Source organism: Shewanella sp. SACH, assembly GCF_001887095.2.
Classification (GTDB): domain Bacteria; phylum Pseudomonadota; class Gammaproteobacteria; order Enterobacterales; family Shewanellaceae; genus Shewanella; species Shewanella baltica.
In genome coordinates, this window is the sequence record NZ_MPDG02000001.1 from 1,140,640 (window position 1) to 1,161,227 (window position 20,588).

Annotated in this window: 10 protein-coding genes; 4 read left to right on the forward strand and 6 right to left on the reverse strand. The window is 48.7% G+C overall.

Annotation, left to right across the window (positions count from 1 at the left end):
• Positions 1-62: 62 nt before the first annotated feature.
• The 3 genes from BM607_RS04995 to BM607_RS05005 all read left to right on the forward strand — a co-directional run bounded on the left by BM607_RS04995 (position 63) and on the right by BM607_RS05005 (position 5,092).
• Positions 63-1,334 (forward strand): sugar MFS transporter, encoded by a 1,272-nt coding sequence (locus BM607_RS04995; protein WP_012089111.1) that lies wholly within the window; start codon positions 63-65, stop codon positions 1,332-1,334.
• 144 nt (positions 1,335-1,478) lie between these two features.
• A complete protein-coding gene (locus BM607_RS05000; protein ID WP_006081516.1) occupies positions 1,479-2,693 on the forward strand; it encodes an RsmB/NOP family class I SAM-dependent RNA methyltransferase in 1,215 nt (404 codons plus the stop codon).
• A 149-nt stretch (positions 2,694-2,842) separates the two neighbouring features.
• Complete coding sequence (locus BM607_RS05005; protein ID WP_071939793.1) at positions 2,843-5,092, forward strand: EAL domain-containing protein; 2,250 nt, start codon at positions 2,843-2,845, stop codon at positions 5,090-5,092.
• A gap of 220 nt (positions 5,093-5,312) precedes the next feature.
• On the opposite strand, the gene BM607_RS05010 is transcribed toward BM607_RS05005, so the two are convergent.
• Entirely contained in the window at positions 5,313-6,326 is a 1,014-nt protein-coding gene (locus tag BM607_RS05010; RefSeq protein ID WP_071939794.1) for a D-alanine--D-alanine ligase, read from the reverse strand.
• 413 nt (positions 6,327-6,739) lie between these two features.
• On the opposite strand from BM607_RS05010, the gene BM607_RS05015 reads away from it, so the two are divergent.
• The gene (locus BM607_RS05015; RefSeq protein WP_071939795.1) at positions 6,740-7,198 is read left to right on the forward strand and encodes a GNAT family N-acetyltransferase; all 459 of its coding nucleotides are present in this window, start codon (positions 6,740-6,742) and stop codon (positions 7,196-7,198) included.
• A 10-nt stretch (positions 7,199-7,208) separates the two neighbouring features.
• Here the strand turns inward: BM607_RS05015 and recD are convergent, their stop codons facing one another.
• From recD to BM607_RS05040, 5 genes are all read right to left on the reverse strand, one after another.
• Entirely contained in the window at positions 7,209-9,443 is a 2,235-nt protein-coding gene (gene recD / locus BM607_RS05020) for an exodeoxyribonuclease V subunit alpha (RefSeq protein WP_071939796.1), read from the reverse strand.
• Positions 9,440-13,234 carry an exodeoxyribonuclease V subunit beta gene (recB, locus tag BM607_RS05025; RefSeq protein ID WP_087486478.1) on the reverse strand — a complete coding sequence of 1,265 codons (3,795 nt, stop codon included), beginning with the start codon at positions 13,232-13,234 and terminating at the stop codon, positions 9,440-9,442. Before recB ends, recD begins: the two co-directional genes overlap by 4 nt.
• Complete coding sequence (recC, locus tag BM607_RS05030) at positions 13,231-17,043, reverse strand: exodeoxyribonuclease V subunit gamma (RefSeq protein WP_071939797.1); 3,813 nt, start codon at positions 17,041-17,043, stop codon at positions 13,231-13,233. Before recC ends, recB begins: the two co-directional genes overlap by 4 nt.
• A gap of 155 nt (positions 17,044-17,198) precedes the next feature.
• Positions 17,199-19,424, reverse strand: coding sequence for a DUF3488 and transglutaminase-like domain-containing protein (locus BM607_RS05035; RefSeq protein ID WP_071939798.1), 2,226 nt, complete (start codon positions 19,422-19,424; stop codon positions 17,199-17,201).
• Positions 19,421-20,518: a DUF58 domain-containing protein gene (locus tag BM607_RS05040; RefSeq protein ID WP_006081525.1), complete on the reverse strand. Its 1,098-nt coding sequence runs from the start codon at positions 20,516-20,518 to the stop codon at positions 19,421-19,423. The genes BM607_RS05035 and BM607_RS05040 overlap by 4 nt, the downstream gene beginning before the upstream one ends.
• Positions 20,519-20,588 lie beyond the last annotated feature (70 nt).

A 20,588-nucleotide genomic window follows, 5' to 3' on the forward strand; every position in this document is an offset into this window, starting at 1 on the left:
GCATACTGGGGAATGTAACCTTACTGAGTTCCTGATAATAAAAACATACAGAGAGAATAACTATGGCGTCATCAATTAATACCGGTAGCTACACGAGCAGCACTGGCGAAAATGGGTCGGGCAGTTATCGTTTTGCCTTGATCTCATTGACTTCACTGTTTTTTATGTGGGGTTTTATCACTTGCTTGAACGATATTCTGATCCCGCATCTTAAAGCGGTGTTTTCGCTGAATTACACTCAAGCCATGTTGATCCAATTTTGTTTCTTCGGTGCTTACTTCTTAGTGTCGATCCCCGCCGGTAACTTAGTGAAAAAGCTGGGTTATCAAAAGGGGATTGTTACCGGTCTTGTGATTGCGAGTATTGGCTGTGCGCTGTTTTATCCAGCGGCCACGCTAGCGACCTATAATCTGTTTCTTGGCGCGTTATTCGTTTTAGCATCGGGCATCACTATCCTACAAGTGGCAGCCAACCCCTATGTTAACGCCTTAGGCAGTAGCGAAACTGCCTCGAGTCGTTTAAATTTAACGCAAGCTTTCAATGCATTAGGTACAACAGTCGCACCATTCTTTGGTGCCATGTTAATTCTTTCTGTCGCCAGTTCTGTATCAAGCGATTTAGCCCACGCGAGCGCTGAAGCCGAAGTGGTAAAACTGCCATACCTGTTACTTTCTGGCGCCTTGGCTATCTTAGCGCTGATTTTTGCGAAGTTAGATTTACCTGTGATCCGCGAGCATGATGAAAGTGTTCAAGGTGAAGTCCAAACCCATCTAGGTAAAACCAGTGCCTTGCAAAGCAAGCACTTAGTGCTCGGCGCTGTGGGTATTTTCGTGTATGTCGGTGCAGAAGTGTCTATCGGTAGCTTCTTGGTCAGCTTCTTAGGTGAAAGCCATATTGCCGGTATGCCAGAAGCTGAAGCCGCCCATTACATCGCCTATTATTGGGGCGGCGCTATGGTGGGACGTTTTATTGGCTCTGTGGTCATGCAAAAAGTGCCTGCTGGCTCAGTGCTTGCGTTTAATGCCTTTATGGCGGCGCTACTTGTGGTTGTGGCGATGACCACCAGTGGCAGCCTTGCTATGTGGGCAATCCTTGGAGTGGGGTTATTTAACTCGATTATGTTCCCAACGATCTTCAGCCTAGCGCTGCGTGATTTAGGTCCACACACTTCACAGGGCAGTGGCATTCTGTGTCTGGCAATTGTGGGTGGGGCGATTCTACCCTTATTCCAAGGCATGCTAGCGGATAACCTTGGCGTGCAACTCGCCTTTATTCTGCCCGTGATTTGTTATGGCTTTATCCTGTTCTACGGCTCTAAGGGCTCAAAAATGTAACGGGTTAACTGGCTGACACTTAAAAGCGATCCATTTGGATCGCTTTTTTTATGGCTTTAACCTTAACTCAGCGCCAGCGTGCTTGCGTATTAGGGCCTGACCTCCTATGATCCTCCGGTTTTATCATTCATGGTGACCTTTTAAATGTTGAATTCTCCGCTTTCTGCCAGCTCGAACGAATTAGTGATCAGTATCTTAACTATGGTGCTGAGCCAAGGAAAACCCTTAGATCGGGCCTATTCTCAGCATTTTTCTGGGTTGCAATTGGTACCCGCCGAACAGGCGCGTATCGCATTAACGACGGGTGATATCCTACGTCGCTTAAATTTATATTGTTATCTGGCGGAAATCAGTCCAGATGAGATGGAGCGCTTTGGCTCTAAATTGCTTAATGCGTGGCATTTATTCCACGGGCTTGAACTGCCTAAAATGCAATATTCGCTGCAAGTCGATGAGGCGCGTTTAGCCGAGCGTACCGAGCAGGCGAAAACTAAGCCAGTACTGTGGGACGGTTGCCCTGAGTGGCTCGATGCGATGGGCCGTGAGCAATTAGGCGAGTCTTGGGAAAAAGAGCGCGCCGCGTTAAGTACCGCGCCGAAGCGTTTTTTACGCGCAAATGGTTTAAAAGTGACGCGTGATGAATTGGCCGCTAAGCTTGCCGCTGAGTTTGTGAGCACGCTGAGCGTTGATGGGGTCGATTCTGCCCTTGAAGTGACCTCCGATTCTGCCTTGTTCCGTACCCAAAGCTTTAAAGATGGCTTATTCGAGCAGCAAGATGCGGGCTCTCAGCGCGTGGCGGCGGCGCTTGATGCCAAGCCAGGCATGAAAGTTATTGATGCTTGCGCAGGCGCGGGTGGCAAAACTTTACACATAGCCGCGCAAATGCAGGGCAAAGGGCGCTTGTTGGCCATGGATGTGGAGCAATGGAAACTCGACAAACTCAAAGAGCGTGCCCGTCGCAATGGCGCGCACAATGTCGAAACCCGCGTTATCGCCAGCAGTAAAACCATTAAACGCTTAAAACTGAGTGCCGATCGGGTATTACTCGATGTGCCATGCTCAGGTTTGGGCGTATTAAAGCGTAATCCAGATGCAAAATGGCGCGATACTGTTGAGCGTTTACCTGTGCTAATGGAGCTGCAAAAGCACATTTTGACTAGCTACAGCCGCATGGTGAAAGTTGGTGGCATAGTGGTTTATGCGACCTGTTCAATCTTCCCCTGCGAGAACCGTGGTCAAGTCGATGCGTTTTTAGCCGAGAATCCTAATTTCCGTTTGATTGAGGATGAAAGTATCAGCCCAGCCGATAGCGGATTTGATGGTTTTTACCTTGCAAAACTTGAACGTATTCAAGAATAAAGCCTTGCAGTTAAGACTAAAGTAAGCCCTTTATTGAATTGATACAGGGTTTACTTAGTTAACATTAGTGCCTAGAATTTCCTATAAGTTATAAATATTTTAACATTGTGAATGTGTATTTATATTGCAACTTTGTTTCTAAGGGAATTATGGCGTACGGCGTTAATCTTCCAGATCTGCTCGACCATGCTGACGTTAAACTCGCCCACAATGTCAGCATAGCTTGCTATAGCAGTATTCTCTCTATGCTGCTTAATGGCGCACCGCTACATGAAATCTTGCACGCCTTAGTGCTAAAAATCGAAGCGCAAAAGATAGGCACTCGTGGATCTATATTACTGCTCAGCGGTGATGGCAAACGTTTGTTGTTAGGTGCCGCGCCCCATTTGCCCGACAGTTACAACCAAGCGATTAATGGGGTCGAGATTGGCCCCAATGTTGGCTCCTGCGGAACGGCGGCATATTTCGCAAAGCGGGTTATCGTTGAAGACATCGCTACACATCCTTATTGGGAAAATTATAAAGAACTGCCACTGCGCGCCGGTCTTAAATCTTGTTGGTCTGAACCTATCAAAGATACTCAAGGCAAAGTGCTCGGCACATTTGCTATGTACTACGATACGATAAAGTCCCCAACAGAGCTTGATTTAGAGCTTATTTCAGAGGCAGCACGATTAGCCAGCTTGGCCATTGAACGCAGTCGGGCAATGGAGTTTCAGCGTTTAGCAGTGAAAATTTTTGACCGCTTACCTTTGGCACTGGTTATCTCCAATTCCGATGATTCCGTTCTCTATGCTAACCCCGCTTTTAAACACATCGTTCTCCCACAAAATATTGATATAAATAACTTTAATCCAAAGATGTTTTTATCTGCGTCTCAACCCAATGAGTTAGTCGGCTTATTCGAGCATTTAGCGCAGGATAAAATGTGGCAGGGGGAATTGGTTGGCTTAAGGGGCAATGGCGAGGAGTTTTATCTAGATCTTATCGTCACCACATTTAGAGAGCCCAACGGATTACAGCCTTGTTTTGCGTGGCTATTTTCAGATATTAGTGAGCGTAAAAAAGCGGCGCAGCTGATTAAGTATCAGGCTAATAATGACTCGCTGACTGGGCTTGCTAACCGTAATGCCTTGTTTAAACAGATCCAATCCTTAATTACCTCCGACAGTCTGACGCCCGGATTTAGTTTTATGCTGATGGATTTAGATAACTTTAAACAAGTTAACGACACCCATGGTCACGACAAAGGCGATGCGTTATTAGTGCAAGTGGTGCGGCAGATTTGCGAGTGCCTCAATGACACTATGGTGTTTGCGCGCCTCGGCGGTGATGAGTTTGCCTTACTGTTACCTGGGATAGTCAACCAGAAAGAGTTGGCGCAACTCGCTGAAACAATTAATAAGCATGTGGCGAAACGTTATGTACTTGCCGATGGCAAAGGCGTTTATAGCTCGGTCAGTATAGGGATTGCGCGTTTTCCAGAAGATGCCCTCGATCTCGAGCAGCTGTTAAATTGCGCCGATCAGGCCATGTATATTTCTAAGGCTAATGGTCGTAATCGTTATCATTTTTTTACTGAGCAAATGCAGCTCAATGCCGAGCGCATTGCCAGCCTTCATAATCAACTCAAGCAGGCACTGGATCAACAGACTTTTGAGCTTTATTACCAGCCCATAGTGAATGCGACCACAGGTTTGATTGTTCGCGCCGAAGTGCTGCTGCGCTGGCAGCATGAAGGGCAATTCATTCCCCCCGATGAGTTTATTCCCATCGCGGAGAACAGCGGCTTAATTGTTGATATTGGTCGAGATGTGCGCCTTGGCGCTATGCAAACCATCTTAGAGATGCAGGCTCACAATTGGCCGATTAACTTATCGGTGAATGTGTCGACCTTTGAGTTTTGGTCCCATGAACTGCAAGATGCCTTTGTGGATTCCTTTGCCGCGATTATCGAGCAACTTGAGGTGACAGATTTCCCCTACGACAGGTTAACCCTTGAGATCACTGAGTCTTTGCTGATGAAGCAACATACACATCTTATTGATGTGCTTAATGGTTTGCGGATTAAGGGGATTAAAATTTCCTTGGATGACTTTGGTACTGGCTACTCGTCCTTGTCCTATTTGGCGAATTTCCCTATCGATCAAATTAAGATCGATAAGAGCTTTATCGACCGATTAGACGAAGGCAAGCGTCACGAAGCGTTGGTGGAGGCCATAGTGCGGTTAAGCCATGCGTTAGATTTAACCGTGACGGCAGAAGGGGTGGAAACTGAGTCCCAACTTAAGTTTGTGATGTCTAATCATATTCAAGAAATTCAAGGCTATCTTTTCTATAAACCTATGCCAAAAGCCGCCTTCTTTGCGCTGTTGGCAAAGCAAGCTGAGCTGCATTAGGGTTTTAACGTTTGACCTTGATATTTGACCTTGATGTGAGGGCGGCTTAATCAGCGACAGTCTGATTTAGATATCGGGTTTAGATGTAAGGTAAGAATCAAGAGTTAAATATAACAAATTGAAATATAAAAATAAAAAGAGCGCAGAGGCGCTCTTTTTATTACTGAAAACTGGTGCTATATACAGTATCTGCGTTCACATTGAGTCAGGTTGGCGAGCGTTAAGATTTAGCGGTTAGCTGACCGTTAATCACTAGGCTCAAGTATTCAGTAAAATCGTGACCGTGATTTTGCAGCATTTTAGGGAACATAGAAATCGGCGTAGAACCTGGGAAGGTATTGATTTCATTCAATAGAATTTCATTGTCCGCGGTTAAGAAAAAGTCGATGCGCGACAGATGACGCAGCTTCATTCCTTTAAATGCCTTGATTGCATAGGCACGGATCTGTTCGCTGATCTCAGCTGAAACATGCTGCGCGACCACATCGGTGCGCGCTTTACTGTTTTTGGCGTATTTCTCATCGAAGGTGTAGAAGGTGTTGGTATCACAGATGATTTCACCTGGCACTGTCGCCACCACTTCACCATTGTACTCGTAGACTGCCACTTCTAACTCGCGGGCTTTTATGGTTTTTTCAACGATCACATAGGGCGCATAGCCGAACGCATCCTTAAGCACGCCTGCAACTTTATTGCTGTCATCCACTTTGTAACAACCGACAGAGGAACCCTGTGATGCTGCTTTAACGAAGATCGATCCCCATTGTACCAATGCTGCTTGGGTTTGCTCAATCGCCGCATCATCGAACTGATTCAGGAAAATATACGGCGTATTAGGAATACCTAAGGCCGAGAACCACATTTTAGCGGTGATCTTATTGAAGCAGTTGCTGCTCGCTTCGGATTCACAGCCAAAATAGGGCAGTTGGATCAGATTAAAATAGGATTGAATGTCGCCAGTCTCGCCGGGATAGCCATGAATGCAAGGAATGACGTAATCGACTGGCCATGGCGTTTTGCTTTCATCACGGAAGCGAATCTCGCGGCTATTGGTCAGCTCACAGTCGTCACCAGCGGCAGTGCGGTACTGGCCGAATTTATCCAGCTCGACTCGCAACACGGAAAACTGCTCAGATTTTGCTAGTGAGGTTTCAAAATAGTTGGCCGACATTAATGAAATATCGTGTTCGGCACTTCCGCCGCCGCACAGCAAAAGCAGATTGATCTTAGACATTGTGATTCCTCAAAGTGAGCAAAATCGGATGATATCGGCCTGTGGCAATACGAACATCATCCTATAGTACAACCGCTGTCATCTTAGTTTTCTTGTCCCCATGAGTGCAAGGTTTTGCTGACTGACAGCTATTAAGTGGTGAATTTTAACGCATTTAATCGCATTGCAAATAAGGGCTTGTGCATTTGCGAGTTTATTTTGATTTTTGTGGGGTTAGCTGCCAATGTTTTGCAACTGTGGAATCACTTTTAGCCGCGAAAAAATTAGCAGTGATACAAATTATCAGTGACCAAACGACACGACAGTGAGTGTAACGGCATTCGGGATGCATTTCAGCATGGCATTGTTGTATTGAACGACTATGGTCAGATGTCATCGTAAAGCGTTTTGGTGAATCATGAGGAGAAATCAGTATGACGAATAAAAACATTCGGTTAGCTCAGTTACACGATGCAGAGAGTATTCAGTTGCTACTTGAGCAGCTAGGTTATGCTTTGCCTGTCGCCGCGTTAGCCCAGACATTAACCGAGTACCAAGATAATCCCCAGTCCCGCAGTGATGAGCTATTAGTATGTGAGCTACCCAATGCGCAGGGTGACAGGCAAGTTGTCGCTGTGATGGCCTTGATGTTCTTTGATTATTTCCCCGCCTTAAGCCGTATCTGCCGCATAACGGCAATTGTGGTGGATGCCGACATGCGAGGTCAGGGCATCGGCACTCAGCTCATTGATTTTGCTAAAGCGCGCGGAAAGCAAGAGAATTGTCAGTTACTCGAACTCACTACATCGACCCAGCGCATTGCCACACAGCAATACTATGAAAGCATAGGGTTTACCAAAACCTCCTTCCGTTACAGCTTAGTCTTGAGCTAAACGAACTAACTTAACCCCAAAGCCTGTCTGCAAGACCCGATGCGCGTTGGGTTGCTTGGCTACTGGCCCGCTCGAATACGTGCTGGGTGCCTAAGCAGGTAAAGTGCACTTTAGCGCGGGTAATGGCGGTGTAGACCAACTCTTTGGTCAGCAGTTGCCACTGCGCTAAGCTGGGGCTCGGTGGCAGCACTAAGGCCACACGGCTAAATTCGCTGCCTTGGCTTTTGTGTACCGTCATGGCGTAACAGGTTTCATGGCTGGGCAAACGGGCTGGCAAGACTTTTAACAGGCTGCCATCGGCCTTGATAAAGTGCGCCATTAAGCGTTCGGGTTTATCTTCATCCTGCAAAATCAATCCGATATCACCGTTAAACAGGCCTAAGTTATAGTCATTGCTTTGGATGATAATCGGCCGACCCAGATAAAACTCCTGCAGCGGTTTAATCAGCTTGGCATTGGCCAGTGCTTGAGTCACAAATTGATTGATGCCTTCGACCCCATAATCGCCCGAGCGCATGGCGCATAGAATGCGGTACTGGTTAAAGCTATCTATGATGTCAGCCGTGCTTGGACGTGTGCCTACATCACTATTATTTACATCATTGTTACTTGCATGGCTATTCAAGGCTCTGAGATAGGCGCCATATTGTTGGCAGGCTTGCTCTAGCAGTAAATTGAGTCCCAGATTATTAGCCGGCTCGCTCACTTTGGCTTGGGTTTGGCTTACGACCATGCTGTGTTCTAACCACTTCAATTCAGCAGGGCCTTGTTGCCATACCTGCAATATGTCTTGAAGATCCGCGCGATTGACGGCGCTAGCAAGCAGTCCAATCCCCGCATCGCCTTTAAATCTGTGGCTGTGCATCAGCATACACAAGCTATCGCCAAGTTTAGGGCTATCGCTGATAAAGGGTGTCAACTCAAAACCCGTTAAAGCACTCAGGCGCTCGGCTTGTTCCTTGGAATAGCGCATTTGCCACAGAGCAGGATTGTTAGATGCTATGTTGTTTTGTGCAAGGTTATTGGGATCTACTGGTATTTTAAGACCAGCACAAATATCGGCGAGCACAGCGCCAGCTTCAACCGAGGCGAGTTGATCCTGATCGCCGAGTAAAATCAAACTGGCGTGTTCGGGCAGTGCGCTGAGCAATTTATACATCATGGGCAAATCGACCATAGAGGCTTCGTCGACGATCAATAAGTCAAGCCGCAGCGGATTACCTTGATGGTGGCGAAAGTGCGGCGAATTGGGGATCACCCCGAGCAGTCTGTGTAAGGTTGATGCCTCCTCTGGAATACGCCCCAATGCCGTTAAAAAGTCTTGGTTGTTTCTATTACGAGCTTCATCAATAACATCAGCATGGGCGCTGAGTTCCTTTGCCAGACGCGCTTTCGAGGCTTTGATCGATTCGCTTAATCGAGCCGCGGCTTTTCCCGTGGGTGCGACTAAACGGATTTCCTGTTGTGATTCCATTTGCAACAATAACAAAAGCTTAGTCACAGTGGTGGTTTTACCTGTGCCTGGGCCGCCAGTGATCACCGACAGTTTTTTACCCAGCGCTGTGGCCGTGGCGACCTTTTGCCAATCAATGGGTGCAGTGCTTTGTGTGCCTTCACTTTTAGTCAGTACATTGGTAGTCAGTGCATTGCGAGAGAGTGAATGGGGATCGCTCACATTGGCAGGGAACAGTTGATCTAACAGTGACCTCAATTTAGCGGTTTGAGTTTGCTCTTGGTGGCTTACGTCTTCAGAGTGTTTAGATACGCTCCCTGATAGGCGGATTAAAGAAGCGGCCACTGAGGTTTCAAATTGATGATAACGTTGTAGATAGAGTCTGCCATTATCAAAAATAAGTGGTTTGTTACTGCCAGCTTGGCCAACGGCATCAAAGCTTTGTAAAGTCTCTGTGAGCGCTTCGAGACTTAAAGTGATTTTACAATGGCTATTTTGCTCGGCCATAGGATTAAGCGGCACGATATGGGCGAGCACTAGGCAACTGTGCTGTGAAGATAATTGCTGGCTCAACAGCGCACATAGCAAAACAAACAAGGGTTGTTGGCTGTCATTTGGATGTAAGAGACTCATCTCGAGTGCGAAATGCCGATCGAGTGGCGTGAGCAGTCGTTCTTGCTCCCACTGTTTCAACAGCTCTGGTAGCGGCGCGGTAAGCTGGATTGCGCCATGGTCTATCCATTTCGCGGCTGAGAGTGAATGTGCATTTAGCCCTTGGGTTGAGCGCATCATGCCGGGACTCCTGTATCGATTGCTCCAGCTAATCTGCTGTGAAATAAATTGTCATCAAAAAGTGAATCCAGCGCGAAAATAAGTGCCTTCGGCGGTTTGTCGTAATAAATACCATAGCCGGGATATTGAGCCGACATTCCCCGTAAGAACAAGTAATAACAACCGCCGATGTGGCTGTCGTAGTCATAACTTGGCAGGCGTAAACTCAAATATCTGTGCAGCGCCAATGAGTAGAGGATGTACTGCAAATCGTACCTATGATCGGTTATGGCACTTTGCAGCGCGCTCTGATGATAGGCATTGATGTTGTCGCCTAAATGATTCGACTTATAGTCGGCGATATAATATTTTCCTTGGTATTCAAAGGTTAAGTCGATAAAGCCTTTGAGCATGCCTTTGAGATTATCAAACTTAAGTGTCGACTCATAGCCAAACTGCTGCAGTAGCGCATTGAGCTCAGTATCTTTAAGCTCGCTTAGGGGTAAATAAAACTCCATTTCGACTAAGGTATCCTGCGGCGATAACTTGGCTAAGCACAGCTCTGGATGTTCAGGTTTGGGCGTTTTGGAATTATTCTCTAAGGCCGATGTTGAAGGCATTGTCGTTGGCATGAGCCCAAGCGGCGCGTGCAGCACATCCAGATACCAAGTGTGCAATACCGTTTGCCACTCGGGTGCGATACCGTATTTCAGCATGGCTTTAGGCAGTTGCAGCGGTAAGTCTCTGTCTGCCTGCGTAAAATCAATCTCTTCTAGCACTAAGTGCATAAAACTACCGGCGTTAGCGCCGCGCTCAAAGTTAAAGCGATTGAGCATGCCATCCTGCAGCTCATGACTTGGATCATCAGGAATCGAGAGTGTTTGCGCAGCCATATATTCAAGCGTACCTAATGCTTCATCATCGGCGCCCGGAGCGGCTTTGCCATGGCTGGTATTTTTAACTAGGCCTGAATAACTGCCGACTCGCCACGGCGTGCTGTATTGGCGGGTTAAGGTTTTCGCGCTCAGTATTTGCGCTATGTCTTGGCTTGAGGGCAATGGACGCTCGTCTATGTCATCGGGCACCTTATCAATACTTATGGCTTCCACATCTTGTGCGAGCTGCTGCGCAGCATTGCAGATACGGGCAAAGTCACATTCTGAGTCGCCTATGCCGAGCAGATAGCCGATGGCGGTTTCATGCAGCTGACTTTTAAGGCCATTTTTAAGCTGACGACTGTGATTGGCGATATACAAGTAACACAAATACACAGGCCGAGTGAGCGCCACATATAGCAAGCGCAAGTCTTCGGCCAAGGTTTCTTGTTTGGCGCGATCCCAACCCTCATCCGTGCCTTCGATATCCCACACGAGTTCTTGCTCACCTGCATCGTTGGTTCTGTGGTACAGCATAGGCGTCGGGCGACGGCGATTGTCGCGGGCTAGGCTGACAAATGGCACAAAGCACACGGGATACTCAAGGCCCTTACTCTTATGGATAGTAACGATCTGCACCAGATTCTGCTCGCTTTCAAGGCGCAGCTGCTGTTCATCGGTTCCCGTGTTATCAATCAGTTGTTGTTCATACCAATTGAGCAGGGCGCTAATACCATCAAGCTCGGTGGCCTTTTGCTGTAATAGCTCGGCAAGGTGACGAAAATCCGTCAAACGGCGCTCGCCATTCGTGGCATCTTGCTCCTGTGCATCGGTTTGCGTACTAGCGGAGTGCAGTAAACGGTCAATCAGCTTAGTGCTATTGGCAAGGCTTAATAGCGTGGGCATGATGCCGCGTTTTTGCCACACTTGGTGCAAGTTAAAAAACTGCTCTAATAACAGCTGTCTGTGCTCTTCATCTTGGTTGAAGGCATGAATTTGCTCGGCGCTATAGCCCAATAATGCTGTAGCTAGCGCGCTGCGCAATGCCCGTTCATCCTTAGGATTCGCCAGAGATCGCAAAATTAACGCCATTTCCCGCGCTTCAAGGGTATCGAATACACTGTCACGACTTAAAAACACTGCGCCTATGTGGCGTTTACTCAATGCGGTTTTCATCACAGCCGCTTCGTTGCGATCCCGCACTAAGATAGCGATGTCTTTAGCGATCAAAGGCCCTTTCGGGCTGTGGCACGCGCCATTGGCCGCATCTGTCAGTAAACGGGTGATCTCCGCCGCGGCATCTTCGGCGAGCAAGTGTCTGGCGGTGGTTTTGTTGAGGCCGTTTTCTGCGCTTTCGCTTAAGAGTCTTAATCTTAAGGCGGCTGGATTGGCGGTTTTTTCAGTGAGGGTTTTCCCCTTGGCACTGCTGGGCGTTTTCACGCTATCAAAGGGGATCGACTGACTGATAAAAGGATCGTGATGCTGACTAAACAGATGGTTAACCCCAGCGACCATGTTTGCGCTTGAGCGGTAGTTGGTATCCAGATGATAGTGGGCCTGCGTATGATGACGGGCCTCAATATAGGTATGGATATCGGCGCCGCGAAAGGCATAAATGGCTTGCTTAGGATCGCCTATCATCAACAGACTGAGCTTATTTTCGGTAGCGTCTACACCTTGCTTTTCAAACGAGTAGCGGCCTTGGTAGATGCCAGAGAAGATCGCAAATTGCAGCGGATCGGTATCTTGGAATTCATCGATAAGCGCGACGGGGAAACGTGTCGCCACGGCTTTGGGCAAGGTTTCATTATTGGCATGTAGCGCGCTTGCTAAGGTTGTGAGCAAGTCATCGGGAGTCAGTACGTTTTTTTGCTGCTTTTGCTGGGCAAATCGCTCGCTTATGCCAAGTTTCGCACTATGTAAAAACGCCGGTTTAATAGCGGCAATCAATGTAGCGAGCTGTTCCATATGATCCATCAGCGGCGCTTCGCTCGCGCTTGGGATCACGCCGCCCTTGTTGAGCTTTAACTCAGACAAGGACAAGGCTTCTAACTCTTTCAGTGGCGGCAACCCATGACCGAAGGCGAGCCAGTTATCCAGCGCATCGAACATGGCGGCGAGTTTGGGGTACTTATCCGTTGCCTTGCCAAAGCGGGTGCCGTTGAGTGGCAAACTGTGTAGCAATGCCAATAAGCTATCGCGTCCCCGTGGCCAAGCTAATTTAAAGCGCTCTAAACTTTGGCGCAGTGATAGGGCCAAGGCATCAAACTTCAGCGCGGGTTTTAGGGGCTTTGCTTGACTGGCGCCAAGGAGCGGCCGCAATTGTTTGACCAAACCATCGGGCTCGCCAAATTCCTTGGCAATGATTTGCGCTAAGTAATCGGGCAGCGGATAACAGGCCTCACGCCAAAAATCCCGCACGGCATGGTGTAAAAACTCGCTGTCGTCCAAGGTAAAGTCCGATTCGAACAGCAGGGAGGACTCAAAGGCGAGATCCGATAAAATTCGCTGACAGAAACCGTGGATGGTAAAAATTGCCGCTTCGTCGAGGGATTTAAGGGCGAGATCGAACCGCCTAAGTGCAATGGCGCGTTCACTTTCTGGTGTGTTGTCATACAACGCCTGCACAAAGGGATCGGCAATCGTTAAACCCAAGAAGCACTTAAAGGCGACTTGAATACGCCGGCGAATACGATCCCTTAGCTCTTCGGTGGCCGCATTGGTGAAGGTTACTACGAGAATTTGCTCGCAGGTCAGCGGCGCAGGAATACCATCACCAAGCAATAAGCGTAAATAGAGACCTGAAATGGTGTAGGTTTTACCTGTGCCAGCGCTGGCTTCAATCAGACGACTACCGCCAAAGGGCAATGTGAGTGGATCAAGCGCCTGCGCCGCTGAATGTAACGCCGCTGCGTTTAACTGCTTGTGATCACTCATGATTGCTCTCCCTGTGCTCTATCGCGGTTTAAATGTGCTGCAGTCGCTTGTGTTTCAGTCGCTTGTACATTGGGAGTTTGGCCTTGGCTCATGCCATCGTTCAGCGCAAATTCCTCAAGCTGAGCCAGCGTGTCTTTGAGATATAAACTCACCATAGGGCGATAGATGCGCTCGGCTAATCCGCCAAAGCTTTCCTCAGAGAAATCCCGCGGAAAACTGAATAAGCGTTGGTAATGGGGTTCGTTCCCTTCGCCTAATTGACTCTGCTCATCCAGCCATTCAGGTAACGCTTGCTGCAAACGCTCATCGTGCTCACCCTCGCAGCTGACGTAGGCCAGTGAGGTGCGCGGCATAAAACACAGTGGATATTGCTGACCTTGATAAAACAGCACCAGCAAATCGGCCAGTAACGCATGGGCGCGCTCAGCAGTAATTGGCGCTAAGGCGTGGAAATGCCCCATGTCGAGTAGATAACTTGCATGTGTGTGGCCCATTGCCATTAAACACAGGTGGCGAAGGTATAACCTCAGCACATCGCGGCCGTGGGCGCTACCGGGACGGTAATTGACTAACCCCTTAGGACTGATGTCATCGATACGGCCTTGCAGTAACACTTGCTGGGATTTACCCGCCGTGATGGGCAAGTCAAACAGGAGTTTAATATCCGCATGACTGCTGGTTTGTTCTCCCTTGAGGAACAAGGTTCTACCAATCAAAGGCTTAATATCGTGCTGATATTGGCGTAGCAGCAAATCATCGAAGGGCTGCATCGGCAAACTGCCGCTGGCTTTGAGGCGTTTAATTAGCTCGATATCGGGCTCAGTCAGACCTTGGCCTATGGCATCGTCGAGTAACTGGGCCTGTAACATATAGCGCTCTAGGGCATTTAAGCTAAAGGGCTCGTCATTATCATCTGCCTGAATATTAAGACTAAGGTCGACTTTAAGCGTTCGGTTGAAGAAGTACTGCGCCGGATTTCGAAAGAAACGGATCAGGGCAGACACATCCACTTGCTTGCTTTGCTGTTGTTCGCGCACAGAAGCGGGCTGTGCCTCTGTATCTGGCATTGAGTCTTGCTCATCCGCTTCGAGCATGATGCGAGTGTGCGCGCCGATAAAGCGGCCAGCATGTGTGCCCGCTGCCGCCGCATTGGGCGGACACCATTGCTGGCTATAACTTTGGCCTATGCCTGACTCATTTTTACTTATGCTTGAGCCATCTATGTTTGAGCTATTTTCGTCATCACTTTTTACTGCGGCTTGATACAACTTAGGATCGAAGGGTTGCAGCGGCTGGTGGCTGACGATCGCGTTATAGAGTGCTTTTTCAACATCCTCTGGGTCTATGGGGCTTGAAACTTTCTGCGATTGAGCCAATAGCGTTTCAGGCAAATAGCAGAGCTGACAATATTCAATCAGTTCAGAGACGAGCATAGAGGCGATACGCTCAGAGTTATCCCGTTCGCTGCGACCGATATAGCTGATATACAGTTGCTCGCGCGCCGACAATAAGGCTTCTAAAAACAAATATCTGTCATCGAGGCGGCGGGAACGATCGCCTTTACGGGCACCAAAGTGCGCCATTAAATCAAAGCCGACGGGATGTTGAACCCTAGGATAAACCCCATCGTTCATGCCGAGTAAACACACTACCTTAAAGGGGATCGAGCGCATCGGCATCAAGGTACAAAAGTTCACGCTTCCCGCAAGATAACGCTGGCCGACCCGAGATTCGGTTAAGCGTTGATTAAACCATTGCTGCAGCACTTCGATACTGAGGCTCAGTCCGCTTATGCTCTGTTGGGCTAGTGTCACGAACATACTTGTATCTAACGAGTTTGTATCTAATGGCTTACCCGCCGATAGTAACTCTTGCTCTAGGGCGGCAATGGCATCGCGGATTTCCTGCAATTGTTCGCGCTCGTCTTCATCTGTGTCGTAAAAAGCATCCAGCAGCTCAGTTAATTCAGCCAAACGCAGGGCGCCCACTTGCGGCAGGGCGAGTATTTGCGCCGTTTCATCGAGTACTTCAATAAAATTGAGTAACTTACCTAACGCCTGCGCCGATTGTCCTTCGATGCCAGTCACGATCAGATGGTCTTGGTACAGCGGCGCATCGTCACTCAAGGCGTAACCTAAAATCAGCCTTTTAATACCAAAGGCCCAGGAGTTTTGCTCAAACGCTGGCACACCTTGTTTTAGGCGGCTTTGCTCATCGCGGCCCCAGCGCACGCCCGCTTCATCTAACCAGCGGCGGATAAGTTGCAATTCATCGTCATCGAGCTGGAAACGGCGCAAAATGGCGGGCACTTCGAGTATGCTCAAAATGTCGGTCAGACCAAAACGACTTTGATTAATCCCAAGTAAATTCAAAAAGCTATTGATGAGCGGTGATTCCTGCGCCGCGCCGCGGTCGGCAATTGCGTAGGGAATGTAATGCAGACCTTGCTTCGCCGAGAAGACGGCATCGATGTAGGGCGCGTAGGCGGCGACATCGGGCATCATCACCACTATGTCTTTGGGTGTAAGGTCGACATCATTGCTGAGTAACTCAAGCAAGTGATCGTGCAGGGTTTCGACTTCCCGCAGTGGGCTGTGACAACTCTTGACTCGAATGGATTCATCGTCGCGCTTAAGCAGGCGTCTGTTCTCGACATTTTGGTACAGCTCGGCATCTGGCCCTAGTACTCTGTCTAAGGTTTGCATCTCTAAAATATCGTATTGCACCCCGTGGAGCATGCTGGCATGACTGTGTGGCGAGTTGGGATCGTCACAGGGCTCACAATACACATCGTCGCCAAAGTCGCAGTGTTCGGCGGGGAGCTCAAGCAGCATATCGAGTAATTCACGGCCCATCTTGCCGTTATTGGCAAGCAGCGGATTGCCCACTTCGAGTTTATCTTCCCACAGTTCGGCTAATTGGCGTTTACCCGCATATTGCACCGCCATGCGGGCACGATTACGGGGATCAACAATGTCGCCCCAATAGTGTTGACACGGGCTTAAACCCAGCACGATCACATCGATACGGCCTGCCAGATGGTACAGCACCTCAAGGGTTTGCGGCGCCATTGAGGAAATGCCAAACACAAATAAGCGTTGTGGCAATTGGGCGAGTGACGTGTCGGGGTTATTCAGCGCGGCAATCAAGTCACTGTGCAGGTTAGCCCTGTGGTAATGGCTTTGATTAAGCTCATCACGGTTAAAGGCAATCAGTGCGCGCCATAAAATGGGTTGCCAGCGTTGGTCATCATTCAGCGGCTTGGTGAGTGATTCGGGATGCTCGTTTTGCTCCCACGCTAAAATCCAATCGGGGCGATACACTAAGTATTGGTCGAAGATATCGGCAATTCGGCCACAGAGTTGGTACAGCTTAATGTCGTCAGCCGTCATATCTCTGGTGTTGAGATGTTCACTCGTGTCGGCGGTATTTATGGTGGGCGTATTTTCTAGGGTATTACCTAGATAGTGTCTCAATGGCCCAAAGGCGTCATCTTGCAACATGCGCGGCAAGAGTTGCATCAGCTTCCACGTCATCGCCGCCTTAGTGAAGGCGTTGTCCTTGGGCACATCGGGTAATAAGTCATGGCACAACTGCCAGGTAAAGCTCGATGGCAGTGGGAATTCCAATGCGGCGGCAATCCCATTTTGTTTAGCGATTTCGAGGCGCAGCCAAGTCGACATGCCAGGACTCTGCACCAGAATATGCTCGTTACTCAGTAGACGTGCAAAAGCAAGGGGTTGGGTCAGGTAAGCGGCTAAATGGGCGCAGAGCACTTCCATCTGATTGGACTGGATTAACTTTAGCATGTGCAACTCGGCATGGTGACAGTAAAACAATTCTATGTGTTTGATTTATAAGATTCAACACTATTGCTGCTTCTGTGGAATTAACTCGCAATTTTAGGTGTTTACTGAGCCTTGAACCGATGAAACTTGGCCGGCTAATGCTCCGTTTACAAATGCTAGGCTAGCGTGAACTTCTTTTTCACCTTAGCCCTGAGCAATAACCAATTCAGTTGCTTCGCCGCCGCTTTAAATTTTGTTAAATGCGCTTGGTAGTCATCAGCCGGTAAATCTTGATACTTCAGCGCCACATAACTTTGGGTCAAGGTATGCATCAGCGCACAAAGCTGTGGTGCACTGTGTTGGTATTGCTCGATAATCTGCTGCGCAAATTGGTTTGGTCCATCACTGTCATTGCGTTTAATACCATGGCGGGCGAGGCGATTGCAGACCTGTTGATAGCGAGCGCTGATAGGATCGCCCTGAGTGCTAAAATGTAATAGCCCCGCACTGTAGGCGATATAGAGCACGATAAGGCTGATACATAGCCCCATAAAGACCGCGATTTTAGTGTTTGTCACATCTCCTAAGATGCCGCTGAGCACTTGATTCTGCCTATCTTGATTGAAACCCAGAACCCACACGCTCCAGTAATAATCTATGCTGGCAAAACGTTGCCTTAACTCATTGAGCCAAGGCATGGATTTAAAGCGTAAGCTACTAAAAGGGCTTTCCTGCAGGTAACTCAATGCGGGATCAAACTGGGCGTCGAATCCTTGTTCGATACGATCTGGGGCTACCATAGCGGTCGGGTCGAAACGTACCCAACCTTCACCTTCGAGCCAAACCTCAGCCCATGCGTGGGCCATATATTGATAAACGCTGTAGTAACCCGCTTGCGGATTCAACTCACCGCCCTGATAACCTGTAACCATACGTGCAGGTAAGCCTGTGGCCCGCGCCATAAAAATAAAGGCTGCGGCATAGTGCACACAAAATCCGGCTTTGTTTTCAAATAGAAAATCATCCACTTGCTGCGGCCCAAGGGGAGGCGGCGTGAGTGTGTAGAAAAAAGGCTCGGTATTAAAGTGGCGCATCATGGCCCACAATCGTGGCTTAGGTTCGGGATATTGAGTCTTGAATTGCTCGGCCAGCGCCCAAGTTCGTAGATTACTGTTACTTGGCAGTTCTAGGTTAATCTGCCTTTGCCGCGCTGAAAGCCTGAGATCCATCTTCGCCTTGGGCCAAGACTCCACTTGATAACTCATTCGTTGATCGACATTGCGCAGCGCTAACAGCCGATAGTCGGGCATATTGACCACACTATCATCTTGGCTGTAGGCGACATCGAGACCAAATAACCACGGCTGGTGGCTAGGCTCAGCAATCACTTGGTAACGAATACTCGGCTTGTTGTTTTGCTTGCCTTGTTTTGCAGCATCTTGATCTTCGCTGCTTATCGAAGCGGGGCTCTTTGTTAAATCAGGATCATTGGTCATTAAATCAGGGCTATTGGTCATAGTGTCAGGACTGGTGACTGTCGAAGCTGGACTATTAAGCATCAAGGCGGGGCTGGGCCGTGAGGGCGGAAACAGCAGCGCATCTTTTTGCAGCTTTTTAATGCCTTCCTCCTGACGCCAAGTAATACCGTCATAGTTTTCCATCACCAGAGCGCGCCAATATAACTCAGCATTAATGGGCGCGGCATTGGTAAAACTCGCCCTAAAGGCCAGTTCGGTCGAACGGGTGAGCTTGCCGATATCACCAATGGCCAGACTATCGGACAAGCCCGTTTGTGCTTCTTTCATGTTGGGCACTAACCAGAGCGGCGCAAAACGCGGTAACACTAAAAACAACAGCAGCGCGAGGGGCACACTCTGGAGTAAAAATTTACTACCGAGCCACGCCGTGTGTTTTAGGGAGTGTTTATCTTGATACAGTGTCACGAGCACGCAGGTGTTGATCAAAGTCACCACGAGTAAATGCGCGGTATTGAGTAAGGATTGGTGATCAATAAAGGTCAGCGCGATAATAAAATAGCCCGCGAGGACGACAACGCGCACATCCCTTTGGTTACGCATTTCAATGTATTTTAAGGCGTAACCTAGCAGCAGCAGATTCACGAGCGCGTTGAGTAAGCCTATTTCCTTTGAAACGAGTGCCAGTGTGGTTGCGGCGCCGATCGCAAGACTGGTGACCAGAAAACGCGGCGGCTTTGCCACTTTGCCGACATAAATCCCCACACGCCACAGCAAGCAAATTGCGCAAATGCCTAAGGTCCAAGGCGTGGTTTTATCAAATAGCGGGCTCAGTACGGCGATATTGGTGATCAATAACCAAAATAAAGTCTGACGGCTGATATTATCGCCAATTTGCGGTGTCGTGCTGCTGGCCGTTAATGTCATGCCTGTTCCCTCGAGGTCGGGATATGACGTTTCTTGCTGGTGGTTTTAGCCGTTTTATTTGAGTGCTTTGCCGCTGATGACGAATTAACGGCTGACGGCGCTAGCTGTGGATACAAGGCAAGGGCCTTATGGCAGGCGATTCTATGGTTATGACCGATAGAGGGCGCGATCAATATATCCTCGCCCATGGGTGTTTGCAGATGTAGGCCAAAATATTGCTCGAGTTGCGTGAGTTTATTGATTTGCCAGCTTAATTGACTCAACTGGGTTTCGAGCCGTTTAGCATCAGGTCTGAGTCTTAACCAGACGGGATCGCCTTGGGGCTGCTGGAATTCTTTACTCAACATACCGCGACCCTGCGCCCATTGTTTCCACGCCACTTGCTTGAGGGACTCGCCGAGCACATGGGGTTTAAGGCCTTTAAACTCATCAATCCCCGATACATGTTTACCCGCGAGTAACAGGGGATCTTGCTCCGACTGGGTATGATCAGCCTCAAGCTGTAGCGGCGCTTCAATCGGCTGGGCAAAAACTAAGTGACTAATGGCTAAATCCACATGCGACCATGCGCGGCAAAGCCCTAAGGGATAGAAGGATTCAATTTTGAGCCGACCCGGTGACACTTGACCCCGCTGATGATATTCGAAGGGCACGAGCGCTTGCTGTTCATCTGTGCCGACGTTCTGCACCGTATAAGTGCGATTATGCGGATAGTTAAGCTGAATATTATGGCCACTGTGATGGGTGCTGATGAGGACCGGAAAGGTTAAGGTCTCTCCCGCATAGACTTCGGGCGGCGTCATGGCGCGTAAATGTAGACCAGCAAGATTTTTGTAACTGTAGAGAATACAGGTATTAAAGAGGCTTAGGAGTAAGATGCTAAGGCCAATGACTAAGTTATTTTGATAGTTAGTGCCAAAAAGATATAAGAGTAAAACCAACCCGAGCCAAACTAAGCCAAAACCACTCGGCAAAATAAAAATGCTGCGATGGCTTAAGGTGATTTCAGGACTCGGTGGCAAACGCCTTGCTAACCAACGCTGCCAAATCGGTACTAGAGTCGGAACGAAAGTAGGGCGTATCAGTCGTTTCACTTCTGTATCAGTTCCTTGGTTGAATGGCTTGCTTTAATGCCTAGGTTAACTGCTCGATTAACTGCATGCC

Bases quoted from the DNA above. Each gene is read 5' to 3' on its own strand.
- BM607_RS05035 (WP_071939798.1), bottom strand. From the start codon at position 19,424: ATGACATTAACGGCCAGCAGCACGACACCGCAAATTGGCGATAATATC.
- BM607_RS05010 (WP_071939794.1), bottom strand. From the start codon at position 6,326: ATGTCTAAGATCAATCTGCTTTTGCTGTGCGGCGGCGGAAGTGCCGAA.
- recB (WP_087486478.1), bottom strand. From the start codon at position 13,234: ATGAGTGATCACAAGCAGTTAAACGCAGCGGCGTTACATTCAGCGGCG.
- BM607_RS04995 (WP_012089111.1), top strand. From the start codon at position 63: ATGGCGTCATCAATTAATACCGGTAGCTACACGAGCAGCACTGGCGAA.
- BM607_RS05000 (WP_006081516.1), top strand. From the start codon at position 1,479: ATGTTGAATTCTCCGCTTTCTGCCAGCTCGAACGAATTAGTGATCAGT.
- BM607_RS05015 (WP_071939795.1), top strand. From the start codon at position 6,740: ATGACGAATAAAAACATTCGGTTAGCTCAGTTACACGATGCAGAGAGT.
- BM607_RS05005 (WP_071939793.1), top strand. From the start codon at position 2,843: ATGGCGTACGGCGTTAATCTTCCAGATCTGCTCGACCATGCTGACGTT.
- recC (WP_071939797.1), bottom strand. From the start codon at position 17,043: ATGCTAAAGTTAATCCAGTCCAATCAGATGGAAGTGCTCTGCGCCCAT.
- recD (WP_071939796.1), bottom strand. From the start codon at position 9,443: ATGATGCGCTCAACCCAAGGGCTAAATGCACATTCACTCTCAGCCGCG.